The organism is Blastococcus sp. TBT05-19 (assembly GCF_003319095.1).
Lineage (GTDB): Bacteria > Actinomycetota > Actinomycetes > Mycobacteriales > Geodermatophilaceae > Blastococcus.
The window spans coordinates 94,651-107,278 of sequence record NZ_QOHI01000007.1; the positions used below are offsets into that span (position 1 = coordinate 94,651).

16 protein-coding genes are annotated in these 12,628 nt (G+C 75.4%); 3 read left to right on the forward strand and 13 right to left on the reverse strand.

Translation table 11 applies throughout. From position 1 onward, the window contains the following. Nucleotides 1–32: 32 nt before the first annotated feature. The 8 genes from rnc to DQ244_RS17495 all read right to left on the reverse strand — a co-directional run bounded on the left by rnc (nt 33) and on the right by DQ244_RS17495 (nt 7,249). The gene (gene rnc, locus DQ244_RS17460) at nt 33–797 is read right to left on the reverse strand and encodes a ribonuclease III (protein ID WP_113812786.1); all 765 of its coding nucleotides are present in this window, start codon (nt 795–797) and stop codon (nt 33–35) included. A gap of 19 nt (nt 798–816) precedes the next feature. After that, nucleotides 817–996, reverse strand: coding sequence for a 50S ribosomal protein L32 (rpmF, locus tag DQ244_RS17465; RefSeq protein WP_113812787.1), 180 nt, complete (start codon nt 994–996; stop codon nt 817–819). Nucleotide 997: 1 nt separating this feature from the next. Continuing rightward, nucleotides 998–1,633: a DUF177 domain-containing protein gene (locus tag DQ244_RS17470; RefSeq protein WP_113812788.1), complete on the reverse strand. Its 636-nt coding sequence runs from the start codon at nt 1,631–1,633 to the stop codon at nt 998–1,000. A gap of 117 nt (nt 1,634–1,750) precedes the next feature. Beyond that, nucleotides 1,751–2,434, reverse strand: coding sequence for a hypothetical protein (locus DQ244_RS17475; RefSeq protein WP_113812789.1), 684 nt, complete (start codon nt 2,432–2,434; stop codon nt 1,751–1,753). Further along, nucleotides 2,431–2,916 (reverse strand): pantetheine-phosphate adenylyltransferase, encoded by a 486-nt coding sequence (gene coaD / locus DQ244_RS17480; protein WP_113812790.1) that lies wholly within the window; start codon nt 2,914–2,916, stop codon nt 2,431–2,433. The genes DQ244_RS17475 and coaD overlap by 4 nt, the downstream gene beginning before the upstream one ends. Next, nucleotides 2,913–3,467 (reverse strand): 16S rRNA (guanine(966)-N(2))-methyltransferase RsmD, encoded by a 555-nt coding sequence (gene rsmD, locus DQ244_RS17485; protein WP_113812791.1) that lies wholly within the window; start codon nt 3,465–3,467, stop codon nt 2,913–2,915. Before rsmD ends, coaD begins: the two co-directional genes overlap by 4 nt. Beyond that, entirely contained in the window at nt 3,464–5,650 is a 2,187-nt protein-coding gene (gene recG, locus DQ244_RS17490) for an ATP-dependent DNA helicase RecG (protein WP_113812792.1), read from the reverse strand. The genes rsmD and recG overlap by 4 nt, the downstream gene beginning before the upstream one ends. A 3-nt stretch (nt 5,651–5,653) precedes the next feature. Then, complete coding sequence (locus DQ244_RS17495) at nt 5,654–7,249, reverse strand: DAK2 domain-containing protein (RefSeq protein WP_113812793.1); 1,596 nt, start codon at nt 7,247–7,249, stop codon at nt 5,654–5,656. A gap of 184 nt (nt 7,250–7,433) precedes the next feature. Between DQ244_RS17495 and rpmB the strand changes: the two genes are divergently transcribed. Then, the gene (gene rpmB, locus DQ244_RS17500) at nt 7,434–7,625 is read left to right on the forward strand and encodes a 50S ribosomal protein L28 (RefSeq protein ID WP_104523111.1); all 192 of its coding nucleotides are present in this window, start codon (nt 7,434–7,436) and stop codon (nt 7,623–7,625) included. Between the two features lie 112 nt (nt 7,626–7,737). Here the strand turns inward: rpmB and DQ244_RS17505 are convergent, their stop codons facing one another. The 3 genes from DQ244_RS17505 to DQ244_RS17515 are packed head-to-tail and all read right to left on the reverse strand — an operon-like array spanning nt 7,738 to nt 9,903. Next, entirely contained in the window at nt 7,738–8,364 is a 627-nt protein-coding gene (locus DQ244_RS17505; RefSeq protein ID WP_113812794.1) for an AAA family ATPase, read from the reverse strand. Then, a complete protein-coding gene (locus DQ244_RS17510; RefSeq protein ID WP_113812795.1) occupies nt 8,352–8,879 on the reverse strand; it encodes a GNAT family N-acetyltransferase in 528 nt (175 codons plus the stop codon). Before DQ244_RS17510 ends, DQ244_RS17505 begins: the two co-directional genes overlap by 13 nt. Then, nucleotides 8,863–9,903, reverse strand: coding sequence for a thiamine-phosphate kinase (locus tag DQ244_RS17515; protein ID WP_113812796.1), 1,041 nt, complete (start codon nt 9,901–9,903; stop codon nt 8,863–8,865). Before DQ244_RS17515 ends, DQ244_RS17510 begins: the two co-directional genes overlap by 17 nt. Before the next feature lie 92 nt (nt 9,904–9,995). Here DQ244_RS17515 and DQ244_RS17520 point away from each other — a divergent pair, with 92 nt between their 5' ends. Further along, a complete protein-coding gene (locus tag DQ244_RS17520; protein ID WP_104523119.1) occupies nt 9,996–10,229 on the forward strand; it encodes an Lrp/AsnC ligand binding domain-containing protein in 234 nt (77 codons plus the stop codon). A 65-nt stretch (nt 10,230–10,294) separates the two neighbouring features. Further along, entirely contained in the window at nt 10,295–10,816 is a 522-nt protein-coding gene (locus DQ244_RS17525) for a DUF3515 domain-containing protein (RefSeq protein ID WP_233491695.1), read from the forward strand. An 8-nt stretch (nt 10,817–10,824) separates the two neighbouring features. Here DQ244_RS17525 and DQ244_RS17530 read toward each other — a convergent pair whose 3' ends face one another. Then, the gene (locus tag DQ244_RS17530; protein WP_233491696.1) at nt 10,825–11,475 is read right to left on the reverse strand and encodes a hypothetical protein; all 651 of its coding nucleotides are present in this window, start codon (nt 11,473–11,475) and stop codon (nt 10,825–10,827) included. Further along, nucleotides 11,472–12,608 carry a D-alanine--D-alanine ligase family protein gene (locus DQ244_RS17535; protein ID WP_113812798.1) on the reverse strand — a complete coding sequence of 379 codons (1,137 nt, stop codon included), beginning with the start codon at nt 12,606–12,608 and terminating at the stop codon, nt 11,472–11,474. The genes DQ244_RS17530 and DQ244_RS17535 overlap by 4 nt, the downstream gene beginning before the upstream one ends. Nucleotides 12,609–12,628: the final 20 nt, after the last annotated feature.

The window sequence follows — 12,628 nt, forward strand, 5'->3', positions numbered from 1 at the left end:
GGATCGGCCTCCCTGGTCAGGCGTCGGTGGGATCAGGCGTCGGAGAGGGTCCGCCAGGCGGCCTCGGCGGCCTCCTGCTCGGCGGCCTTCTTGGTGCGCCCGGTGCCCCGGCCCCGGACGACGTCGGCCAGCAGCACCTCGGCGGTGAACGTCTTGGCGTGGTCGGGGCCCTCGTCGGCGACCTGGTAGACCGGCGCCCCCAGGCCGGCGGCGGCACCCAGCTCCTGGAGGCTGGTCTTCCAGTCCAGGCCCGCACCGCGGGTGGCGGCCTCGACCAGCAGCGGGTCGAAGAGCCGGTGCACGATCGCCGAGGCGGTCTCCAGCCCGCAGCCGAGGTGGATCGCCCCGATCAGCGCCTCGAGCGCGTCGGCGAGGATCGAGTCCTTCTCCCGGCCGCCCGTGGTCTCCTCGCCGCGCCCCAGGAGCAGGTGCGCACCCAGGCCGCCGTCACCGAGCCGCCTCGCGACCCGCGCCAGCGAGGTCATGTTCACGACCGAGGCGCGCAGCTTGGCCAGCTGGCCCTCGGGGAGCTCCGGCTGGCTGCGGTACAGCTCGTCGGTGACGACGAGGCCCAGCACCGAGTCGCCGAGGAACTCCAGGCGCTCGTTGGTGGGCAGGCCGCCGTTCTCGTAGGCGAACGACCGGTGGGTCAGCGCCAACGACAGCAGGCCGCCGGGCAGGTCGACGTCGAGGACGTCGGACAGCCAGGCGGCGGCCCGCTGGGCGTGCTCGAGCCCGCCCGGGGGACGTCCGTCGACGGCACCCTCGGGAGGGTGCGCGGCGGCCGTCGTCCCCACGGCGGTCAGCTCGGGCGGATCAGACGGAGAGGACCTGGCGGCCGGCGTACTGGCCGCAGGTCGGGCACGCGATGTGCGGGGGCTTGAGCTCGCCGCAGGCGCGGTTGGGGCACGGGGACAGGGTCGGCGCGACGGCCTTCCACTGCGACCGGCGCATGCGGGTGTTGGCCCGCGACATCTTCCGCTTCGGAACGGCCACGTCAGTTCTCCTCTGGGGTGGTGGATTCGCCGGGGGTGCCCGACGAGGAAGCAGGGGTGCCGAACTTCGCGGCGAGCGCGGCCCAGCGGGCGTCGACGATCTCGTGCGAGTGGTCGGCGGGCAGGTCGTCGAGGCGCTCGCCGCAGTCGACGCACAGGCCGGCGCAGTCCTCGGTGCAGACCGGCGCCAGCGGCAGGTTCAGGACGACGGTGTCACGGGCGAGCGGCTCCAGGTCGAGGAAGTCGCCCTCGATCCGGCGCACCTCGTCCTCCTCGCTCGTCGCCTCGGTGGTGCTGCCCTCGTAGGCGTACAGCTCCTGGATGTCGAGGCGCAGGGTGTCCTCGATCGGCTCCAGGCAGCGGGCGCAGGAGCCGACGACCGGGACGTGCAGCTCCCCGGTGACCAGCACGCCCTCCATGACCGACTCCAGCCGGAGCTGCAGGCGCACGTCGGCCTTCTCGGGCACGCCGATGAGCTCGACCCGCCACTCGGCCGGCGCCGGCGCCGTGCGGTCCAGCTCCTGCATGGACCCCGCCCGCCGGCCGAGCTCCCGGAGGTCGAGCTTCCAGGGGTTGGCAGCAGGACGCCGGTCCGGGGAGGACGGGGCGCCGGTGCGGTGCGGCTGAGCGGCAGGCATGTCAGTACTCGCGGTCGGGAGCGGGAAGGGGAGGCCGGCCGGGGCGAAGACCCACGGCGGTCGGACCAGGGATCAAGACTACCCGATCCCCTCGGCCCGCCCATCGTGCGGAACGTCTCAGGGTTCGCGGAGGGTGGTGCGGGCCTTCTCGACCGAGCGCAGCATGCGCTCCAGCGTCGTGCCGAACTCGGCCAGCCGGGTGTCGACGTACTCGTCGACCTCCGCCCGCATCCGGGCGGCGTCGGTGTGCGACTGGGCGCCGAGCTCGTCGGCGCGGTCCACCGCGCTCCGGTAGACCTCGGTCTCGGTGATGAGCCGCTCGTGCTCGGCCTGCGCCTCGGCCAGCATCTGCGCGCGCAGCTGCCGCCCGTCGGCCAGCAGCGCCTCCGCCTCGGCCTCCGCCTCGAGGACGATCTGCTCGGCCTCCTCCTGCGTGCGGGTCAGCAGGTCGTCGCGCTGGCGACGGGCGGTGCCCAGGATCTCGTCCCGCTGGTGGCGGGCCTGGACGAGCAGCTGCTCGCTCTCCGTGCGCGTGCGGCCGGTGAGCCGCTCCGCCTCGGCCTGGGCCTGCTGCAGGATCTCGGTGCGCTGCTCGACGATCGCGCCGGCCGCCTGCACGTCCTCCGGCAGCGACTCCCGCAGGTCGTCGAGCAGGTCGAGCACGAGGTCGCGAGGCACCATGCAGGACGCCGACATCGGCACCCCGCGGGCGTTCTCGATGACCTGGGTCAGCTCGTCGACGGTCTCGTAGAGCCGGTAGACGACCTCGGTGTTGTTCTTGCCGCGCGTGGGCCGGGTCATCGGGAGGACCGCCGGGCGTGCTCGGCGAGCCGGTCGTGGACGGCCTTGGGGACCAGCTTGGAGACGTCGCCGCCGAACGTGGCGATCTGCTTCACGAGGCTGGAGGAGAGGTGGCCGACCTGCGGCGCCGTGGGCACGAACAGCGTCTCGATCGCGGCCAGCTCGCGGTTCATCTGCGCCATCTGCAGCTCGTACTCGAAGTCGCTGACCGCCCGAAGCCCCTTGACGATCACCGGGATGTCCTGGGCGCGGCAGTAGTCGACCAGCAGCCCCTGGAAGCTGTCGACGGTCACGTTGGGCAGGTCGGCGACGGCCTCGCGGAGGAGCTCCATGCGCTCCTCGACCGGGAACAGCCCCGCCTTGCCCGGGTTGACCAGCACGGCCACCACCAGCTCGTCGTAGAGCGTGGCGGCCCGGGTGATGACGTCGACGTGCCCGTTGGTCACCGGGTCGAAGGAACCTGGGCAGACGGCGCGTCTCACGGTCGCCGACCGTACCGGAGCACGGCCTCGCCGTAGCGCCGGTCGCGCAGGCCTTCCAGGGGTGTCGGCCACTCCCAGGGCTGCTCGCGGCTGGACCGCTCGACCACCACGACGCCGCCGGGCGCCAGCCAGCCGCCGCTGACGAGGGCGCGCAGGACGCCCAGCACGTCGTCGACGGGCACGTCGTAGGGCGGGTCGGCCAGCACCACGTCGAACTCCGCGGGCGCCGGACCGGCGACCACGGCCGGGACGGAGCCGGCCACCACCCGGCCGCCGGGCAACCCGACGGCGGCCAGGTTCGACCGCAGCACCGGGAGCACGCCGGACGAGGACTCCACGAAGACGGCGGACGACGCGCCGCGGGAGAGCGCCTCGAGCCCCAGCGCACCCGAGCCGGCGTAGAGGTCGAGCACCGCGGCGCCCTCGAGGTCGACCAGCGAGCCGAGCGAGTTGAACAGCGCGCCCCGGGCCTTGTCGCCGGTCGGCCGCACCCCGGCCGGCGGGACCTTGATCCGCCGTCCTCCCGCCAGGCCCGCGATCAGCCGGGTCACGCCTTCTCCAGCCACTCGGCGCGGTCGTCGCTCGCGAGGGCGGCGACCTCGGCGGCCAGGCCGGGGTGGTCGGCGAGCCCGCGATCACCGGCGAGCAGGGCGGCCGCCTCGGTGCGGGCCTCGGCGATGAGGTCCTCGTCCTCCAGCAGGGACAGCATCCGGATCCCCGAGCGCTTGCCGGACTGCGCGGCCCCGAGGACGTCGCCCTCGCGCCGGGTCTCCAGGTCCAGCCGGGCGAGCTCGAAGCCGTCGGAGGTGCCCGCGACCGACGCCAGCCGCTCGCCGGTGGGCGAGGCCGACGGCGCCTCGGTGACCAGCAGGCACAGGCCCGCGTGCGCGCCCCGGGCCACCCGGCCGCGCAGCTGGTGCAGCTGGCTCACACCGAACCGGTCGGCGTCCATGACCACCATGACCGTCGCGTTGGGGACGTCGACGCCGACCTCGACGACGGTGGTGGCGACCAGCACCTGGGTCTCCCCCGCCGCGAAGGCCCGCATGACGCCGTCCTTCTCCTCGGGGGTCATGCGCCCGTGCAGGACGTCGAGCCGCAGGCCGGCCAGCGGACCGGAGCGGAGCGCCTCGGCGACGTCGAGCACGGCCAGCGGTGGACGGCGGTCGCTGCGCCCGTCCTCGTCCGGCGGGGCGCCGTCGGCGTCCTCGGGCTCGTCGCCGGGCACGTCGCCGATCCGCGGGCAGACCACGTATGCCTGCCGGCCCGCGGCGACCTCCTCGCGGAGCCGCTCCCAGGCGCGGTCGAGCCAGCCCGGCTTCTCCGTCACGGGGACGACCGAGCTGGAGACGCCGCCGCGTCCGCTCGGCAGCTGCCGCAGCGTGGACACCTCGAGGTCGCCGTACACGGTCATGGCCACGGTCCGCGGGATGGGCGTGGCGGTCATGACGAGCACGTGCGGGGGCCGGTTGCCCTTCGCCCGCAGGGCGTCGCGCTGCTCGACGCCGAAGCGGTGCTGCTCGTCGACGACGACCAGGCCGAGGTCGGCGAAGTCGACGCCCTCCTGCAGCAGCGCGTGGGTGCCGACGACGATGCCGGCCCGGCCCTCGGCCACCTCCGCGCGCGCCTCCCGCCTGGCGGCGGCCTTGAGCGAGCCGGTGAGCAGCGTGACGCGGGTGCCGGCGGGGTCGCCGTCGAGCTCACCGGACCGCCCCAGCGGCCCGAGCAGGGCGCGGATGCCCCGGACGTGCTGGGCGGCGAGGACCTCGGTGGGCGCCAGCAGCGCGGCCTGGCCGCCGGCGTCGACGACCTGCGCCATCGCGCGCAGCGCCACGACGGTCTTGCCGGAGCCCACCTCGCCCTGCAGCAGCCGGTGCATGGGCTGGTCGCGGTCGAGCTCGGCGGCCAGCTCCTCCCCCACCTCCTGCTGCCCCTCGGTCAGCGCGAAGGGCAGCGCCGCGTCGACGGCGTCGAGCAGGCCGCCGGGCTTCCGCGGCCGGGCGGTGCCGGGCTCGAGGGCGGCCGCCCGCCGGCGCGCGGCGAGGGTCAACTGGAGGGTGAGCGCCTCGTCCCACTTGAGCCGGCGCTGGGCGCGGGCGACGTCCTCGGGCGTGGTCGGCCGGTGGATGTCGAGCAGCGCGGCCGGGAGCGAGAGCAGGCCGTGCCGGGTGCGGATCTCCTCCGGGAGCGGGTCGGTGACCAGGTCGCCGAGGTTGCCCGAACCGCCGAGCAGCAGCTTCACCGACTTCTGGATCACCCAGCTGGAGACGTCCTTGCTCGCGGGGTAGATCGGCACCAGCTCGCGCGCCCAGTCGTCGTCATCGTCGTCGCCGCTGAGCAGGTGCATGTCGGGGTGGGTGAACTGCAGCTTCCCCTGGTAGCTGCCGACCGTGCCGGCGAACATGCCCCACACGCCGGGCGCCAGGCGCGCGTTCCGGTAGCTGAAGAAGACCAGCTTCATCGTGCTGGCGCCGTCGCCGACGGTGACCTCGGTGATCATCCCGCGGCGCTGCCGCATCGGCCGGCTGCTCACCGTCTTCACCTGGGCCAGGACGGTGACCCGGTCGCCGGCCTGCAGGTCGTCCAGCCGGGCCATCTCACCGCGCTTGGCGTAGCGGCGCGGGTAGTGCCGGAGCAGGTGGCGCACCGTGTGCAGCCCGAGCGAGCCGGCCATGCCGGTGGCGGTCTTGGGTCCGAGGACCTTGGCCAGCGGGGTCTCGAGGGTGACCGCCACGCCTCACTCCACCCCGATCTGCAGGGGCAGCGAGCTCGGCCCGCCGCCGTAGCGGACCACCTCGACCGTCGGGTGCACCGAGGACAGGTGCGCGCAGACGGTCTCCCCGAGCTCCTCGTCGGTGCCCACGAGCAGGGTCGCCATCTCGCCGCCGGCCGACAGCAGCCGGTCGAGCAGGTCGCAGGCGACCGTCGCGAGGTCGGGGCCGATGACGACGACGTCGCCCTCCGCGACACCCAGCGCGTCACCCGGCTGGCAGGTGCCGGCCGAGGTGAGCGCCTCCTGGTCGGCGACGGTGACCTCGGCCCAGCGGGTGGCGGCCGCTGCCTCGGCCATGGCGATGACGTCGTCGCCGAAACGGCGCTCGGGATCGGCGACCGCCACGGCGGCCAGCCCCTGGACCGGCGAGCGGGTGGGGACGACGCCGACCTCGCGGCCCTCCTCCCGGGCCCGCGTCGCCGCCCGCGAGGCGACCGGCAGGAGACCCGCGTCGTTGGGGAGCACCGCGATCTCCTCCGCGCCCGAGTCGGCGATCGCGTCGTGGATGTCGTCCTCGGTGACGCCGTCCTGGTCGCACACGACGACGCGGACGCCCTCCGCGGCGAACAGCGCTCCGACGCCGTCGCTGTGCACGACGGCGACGACGGCGCGCAGGCCCGGCACCGGCTGCGCGGGCCGAACCGGCGCCAGCGGGGTCACCGAGATGCGGTGCGGCCGGCCCGCCTCTACCCCGGCCTCGATGGCGGCACCGATGTCCGAGACGTGCACGTGCACGTTCCACTCGCGGCCGGTCGGCGTGTCGACGCCCACCACGACGAGGCTGTCGCCGAGCTCGGCGAGCCTCCGCTGGAGCCGCTCCACGGCGGCCTCGTCGGTGTCGGCGAGCAGGTACTGGACCTCGCTGCCGGGCCCGGGCGGCGGCTGGTGCGGGGCGTGCTCGTGCCGGTGGGAGTGCGTGGGCAGCGCCAGCGCCGGGCGCACCGGCTCGACGCCGGTGACGGTGCGGACGAGCGCGTCGAGGACCAGGCAGAGACCCGCGCCACCGGCGTCGACGACGCCGGCCTCGCGCAGGACCGCGAGCTGGCCCGGGGTGCGCTCGAGGGCGGCGCGGGCACCGTCGGCGGCGGCCGTGACCACGTCGGCCAGGTCGGCGCGCCCCTCCTCGGCGGCGGCGACGGCGGCCTCGCCGCTCGCGCGGGCCACGGTGAGGAAGGTGCCCTCCTCGGGATCGGCGACGGCGGCGTAGGCACCGTCGGCGGCCTTCTGCAGGGCGGCGGCGAAGGCGGGGCCCTCGGCCGGCGGCTGGGCGGCCAGCTGGTCGGCGAGGCCGCGCATCAGCTGGGCGAGGATCGTGCCGGAGTTCCCCCGGGCGGCGAGGACGGCCCCGCGGGCCGTCACCGCCCAGGTCGACTCCCCCGGCGCGGCCTGCTCGAGGGCGGCCAGCGCACCCTCGGCCGTGTGCAGCAGGTTGGTCCCGGTGTCGCCGTCGGGCACGGGGAAGACGTTCAGCTCGTCGAGCCGGCTCCTGGAGCCGGACAGCGCCTCGACCGCGGCCCGGCACCACCGGCCGACCGCGGCGTCGTCCAGCGCCTGCAGCACGGGGGAAGGCTACCCACCCGGGCGGACAGGACCGGGCATCACGAGGGGTGGAGCCGCCCGATCGAGGCGTTCCGGAGGGGGCTGCGACATCGTCCCGCGGGAGCGGTTAGACTGCTGGACGGTCTTGTTGCGGGTGCTGCCTTGCCCCGCCGTCTGTGAACGATTCTTCTGGGAGTGATCAACCGTGGCTGCCAACTGCGATGTGTGTGGCAAGGGCCCCGGTTTCGGTATGTCGGTGTCGCACTCGCACCGCCGCACGCCGCGCCGTTGGAACCCGAACATCCAGTCCGTGCGGGCGCTGATCGCCCCCGGAAACCGTCGCCGGATCAACGCGTGCACCTCGTGCATCCGCGCCGGCAAGGTCGTCCGCGCCTAGAAGGACCACCCTTCCCCCCACGCCTCGCACACTCGGCGCGGGCCCCTGAAGGGCGGCCGTTCCATCGCGTTGGAGAACCCCGGAGGTCACCGACCTCCGGGGTTCTTCGCGTTCAGCGCCCGATCCCCCGCGCCCGCGCGGCGATCACGACGAGCTCGACCGCCGTCTCCACGGGGAGCGCGGTGGTGTCCAGCACCAGGTGGTAGAGCCGGGCGTCGGCCGGGTCGCGCCGGTAGAAGTGCCGCACGTAGGCCTCGCGTCCGCGATCGGCCGCCGCCATCTCCCGCTCCACCTCCTGGCGGGGCAGGCCCGAGCGTTCGACCGCCGCGGTGAGCCGCCGGTCGCGCGGCCCGTCGAGCCGCACGTGCAGTGCGTCGGGGCGGTCCCGCAGGACCAGCGCGGCGGCTCGGCCCAGCACGACGCCGCCGTCGCCCTCGGCGATCTCGGTCAGCACCCGCTCGGTCTGCTCCCGGTAGGCGCGGGCGTCCGGCAGCACGGTGCCGGGGACGACGCCGCCGACGGGGTCGGGCATGGTGCCCAGCGACGCCACGAGCCGCCACAGCCCCCGCACGACGGTCTCGTCGTTGGCCTCCGCCTCCGACACCGGCACGCCCAGCCGCCCGGCCACGCGCCCCGGGATCGCCCGGTCGTGGAAGACCAGCCCCAGCCGCTGGGCGACGGCCGGCGCGATCTCGGCCCCCGCGGCCCCGTACGGGGCCGAGACGGTCACGACACCCATGACTGCTCCTCCTCGGCCGGCACGCGCAGATCCTTGCCCAGGAAGACCGCCTCCGGCGAGCAGGCGTACACGCCGTAACCCGGAACGGGGACGTAGCCGAGCTCGCCGTAGAGCCGCACCGCCTCCGGCTGCCTGCGCCCGGTGTTGAGCACGACCTTCCGGTGCCCGGCCCGGGCCGCCGTCGCCTCCAGCTCGGCCATCACCGCCTGCGCCAGCCCGAGCCGGCGGAACGCCGGGGCCACGTACACCCGCTTGATCTCCACGCCGCCGGGTGGGTAGACCCGCCACGCGCCGCACCCGGCGGGCTCGCCGTCCACCTCCGCGACCAGGAACAGGCCCTCCGGCGGCAGGAACTGCGCCGGGTCGACGGGAGCGGCGTCGCGCCCGCCGTACCGCGCCACGTACTCCTGCTGGACCTCCTCGACCAGCCGCTGGGCCGGCGGGGAGTCGTAGGGCAGCGGCCGCAGCCGGGCCACCGAGCCGTCCCGGAGCACCTGCTCAGCCGAAGTGGACATGCCCCGCCTTCTCCGCTCCGACGGCCTGCAGCGCGTCCGCGGCCGCCCGTCCGCCGACCCGCACCCCGGGCTCGCGACCCGGCGCCCGGACCGAGCCGATCACCGACCAGCCGTAGGGCAGCACGGCGTTGGGCGGGAACGTCGCCAGCAGCGCGTGGTCCTCTCCCCCGCTGAGCACCCAGGCCATCGGGTCCACACCCAGCGCCGAGCCCACCTGCTGCAGCGGGCCCACCGGCTCCAGGCAGGCCTGTGCGAGGGCGGCGGGGTCGAGGTCGATGACCACGCCGCTGTCGCGGGCCAGGTGGCCGGCGTCGGCCACCAGACCGTCGCTGACGTCGCACATCGAGCTGGCCCGCGCGTCGGCCGCAGCCGGCCCGGCGGCGTACGGCGGGGTGGGCCGGCGGTGCGCGGCCACGACGGAGTGCGGGCTGGTGAAGCCCCGGCGGAGCACGGCCAGGCCCGCCGCCGACCAGCCCAGCTTCCCGGCCAGCGCGACGACCTGGCCCGGCCGGGCGCCCGACCGCCGCACCGGGGTCCGCCCGCCGAGGTCGCCCAGCGCGGTCACCGAGAGCACCACCCCGGTGCTGTCGGGGGCCGAGGCCACCGTGTCGCCGCCGACGACGGCCGCGCCCAGCGGCGCGCACTCGGCGGCCAGGCCCGCGGCCACGCCCTCCAGCCAGCTCGTGGGGGTGTCCGGCGGGCACGCGAGGCCGACCACGAGCGCCGTCGTCGTGGCCCCCATGGCGGCGACGTCGGCGAGGTTGGCCGCGGCCGCCTTGTGCCCGACGTCCTCGGCGCTCGACCAGTCCCGCCGGAAGTGCCGGCCCTCGACCAGCACGTCGGTGGTGACGACGACCCGCCCGTCGGCGGCGCGGACCACCGCGGCGTCGTCGCCCGGGCCGACCTCGGCGGCCGCGGCGGTGCCCGCGCGGGCGAGCACGCGGGCGATCACCCCGAACTCGCCGACGACGCGGACGCTGTCGGCCGGATCACTGCGCGGTACGAGCGGACGGGGCCGACTCATCGGTGCACTCCTGCTGCTGCGGTAGGTTGCCGACGAGTCCGCCACCCGGCGGGGACGACGTCTCGGCACTGTTGCCGGAGGAAGGATCTCCCGTGGTCCACGCCTACATCCTCATCCAGACCGAAGTCGGCAAGGCCGCCCAGGTCGCCACGACGATCAGCGAGATCGACGGGGTGACCAAGGCCGAGGACGTGACCGGCCCGTACGACGTGATCGTGCGCGCCGAGGCCGACACCGTCGACGACCTCGGCCGCCTGGTCGTCGCCCGGGTGCAGTCCGTCGACGGCATCACCCGCACGCTCACCTGCCCGGTCGTGAACATCTGACCGGTCAGCCGGCCGACCCGCTGCGCCGGGTCGCCCTCCTGGTCACCGCGATCACGGTGCCCGTGGTGATCGCGCTCGTCGTGCTGGTCAACGTGCTCGGTTCCGACGGCGGCCCGGGCACCGCCCGCGGTGGCGACCGCGCTCCCGCCGAGATCGAGGGCGCCGATCCCGGTGCCCGCGAGGACCTGCCGGTGCTGCCCCTCGACGCGCCGCCGATGACGCCCGCGGCCGAGGCGTCCTGCCCGGCACTGATGGAGAACCTGCCCTTCGAGCTCGCCGGTGAGCCGTCGCGCAAGGTGCAGTCCGACACGCTGCACGTCTACGCCTGGGGCGAGCCGCCGGTGGTCCTGAGGTGCGGGGTCGAGCGGCCGGTCGGGTGGACGGTGGGCGCTTCGGCGATCCAGATCAACGGCGTGCAGTGGTACGTCGACACCGCCGACCCCGAGACGACGGTGTGGACCGTCGTCGACCGCCCGGTCTACGTCGAGGTGCGGCTGCCCGCCGACGTGGACAGCGCCCCCGTCACCGCCCTCACCGTGCCGCTGGCCGAGGCGCTGCCCTACCAGGAGCCCACCCCCGGGCCCTGAGCCCGCGGTCATGCCGGTGGCAGCAGCGCGAGCTGCCGGCCCATCACGGCGACCACCTCGGCGAGGGCCTCGTCCACCGTCGGCCCGACGGCGGTGACCGCCACGCTGAAGACGCCGTGCCAGCACCAGGCGAAGGCCGCGGGCGAGGTCAGCCCGGCCTCGGGCACGGGCTCGACCACGGTCAGGTCCCGGCAGCTGGCGGGCAGGTCGGGCGGGTCCTCGCCGAGGTCGACCCCGTAGAGCTCGGCCTTGTTCACCGCGAGGTCCTCGGCGTACGCGTCGGCGCCGGCCCGGCGCTCGAACTGGTCGACGAAGATCCCGGTCATCGGCCCGGAGTCGCGCCCCCAGAACCGCTCCCAGCCGTGCAGGTAGCCGTACTCCTCGAGGACGGCGCGCTCCCGGGCGGGATCCGTCGAGTACCCGGCGACGTCCTCCAGCCGCTTGGCGCCGGCCGGCGGCTGCACCTCGTCGTCGGGCAGCCGGGGCAGGCCCGAGGGGACCTCGGTGACCAGCAGCGCCTCGAGCTCCTGGGGCGAGGCCGGCCGGGCCGACGGCGGGACCGCCGTCGGTGAGCCCTCGACCACCCGGCCGCAGCCGGGGAGGGCCAGCCCGACGACCAGCGCGACGGGCAGGAGGGCGGCGGACCGCCCCCTGGTCACCGCGCCGGCCGGGGGGCGCCGGCGAGGGCGCCGGTGACCAGCCGGTCGACGATCTCGGCGAACTCGACGCCGCTGGCGGCCCACATGCGGGCGAACATCGAGATCGGGGTGAAGCCCGGCATCGTGTTCACCTCGTTGATCACCAGCTCGTCCGCGCCGTCGGGGCCCGGGGCGAGGAAGAAGTCCACCCGCGCGAGGCCCCGGCAGTCCATGGCCAGGTACGCGCGGCGGGCCGCCTCCTGGACGGCCGCCGTCTGCTCGGGGGTCAGGTCGGCGGGGATGTCGAAGTCCGCCGCGTCGTCCAGGTACTTGGCGGCGAAGTCGTACCAGTCGACGCCGGGACGCAGCCGGATCTCCGCGGGGAGACTGGCCTCGGGCAGCCCCGACCCGCGCGCGGCGAGGACGCCGCACTCGATCTCCCGCCCGGGGATGGCGGCCTCGACGATGACCTTCGGGTCGACCGCGGCGGCCTCGGCCACCGCGGCCGGGAACTGCGCCCAGTCGGTGACCCGCGTGATGCCGATGCTGGAACCGGCCCGCGCGGGCTTGACGAAGACCGGCAGGCCGAGCCGCTCGCGGGCCGCCTCGTCCAGCACCGCGGGGTCGGCGCAGACGGCGCCGGACGCGTCGCGCAGCACGACGTGGTCGCCCTGCGGCAGGCCGGCCGCGGCCAGCAGCTTCTTGGTGAACTCCTTGTCCATGGAGGCGGCGCTGGCGAACACCCCGGAGCCCACGTAGGGCAGCCCGGTCATCTCCAGCAGGCCCTGGACCGTGCCGTCCTCGCCGTAGGTGCCGTGCAGCACCGGGAAGACGACGTCGACCTCGGTGAGCACCTGGCCCACGGCCGCGCCGGGCTCGAGCACCGCCAGGCCGCGGCCCTCCGGGTCGCCGACGAGGGAGACCGCGGTGCCGCCGGTGATCTCGGGCAGCGCGCCGTCGGTGATCGTCAGCCGCTGGCCCGGCTCGGGCAGCACCCAGCGCCCGTCGCGGGCGATGCCGACCGGCACCACCTCGTAGCGCTCGGGGTCCAGCGCGGCCATCACGGCGCCGCCGGAGACGCAGGAGATCGCGTGCTCCTCGCTGCGCCCGCCGAACACGACCGCCACCCGCACCTTGCCAGCCTGTCCGCTCATCCCGGCGACCCTAACCGAGA

What these genes read in the sequence shown, in the direction of transcription:
- DQ244_RS17535 (WP_113812798.1), bottom strand. Translation starts at nt 12,608, where the DNA reads ATGAGCGGACAGGCTGGCAAGGTGCGGGTGGCGGTCGTGTTCGGCGGG.
- DQ244_RS17505 (WP_113812794.1), bottom strand. Translation starts at nt 8,364, where the DNA reads ATGGGTGTCGTGACCGTCTCGGCCCCGTACGGGGCCGCGGGGGCCGAG.
- DQ244_RS17470 (WP_113812788.1), bottom strand. Translation starts at nt 1,633, where the DNA reads ATGCCTGCCGCTCAGCCGCACCGCACCGGCGCCCCGTCCTCCCCGGAC.
- DQ244_RS17515 (WP_113812796.1), bottom strand. Translation starts at nt 9,903, where the DNA reads ATGAGTCGGCCCCGTCCGCTCGTACCGCGCAGTGATCCGGCCGACAGC.
- DQ244_RS17475 (WP_113812789.1), bottom strand. Translation starts at nt 2,434, where the DNA reads ATGACCCGGCCCACGCGCGGCAAGAACAACACCGAGGTCGTCTACCGG.
- DQ244_RS17510 (WP_113812795.1), bottom strand. Translation starts at nt 8,879, where the DNA reads ATGTCCACTTCGGCTGAGCAGGTGCTCCGGGACGGCTCGGTGGCCCGG.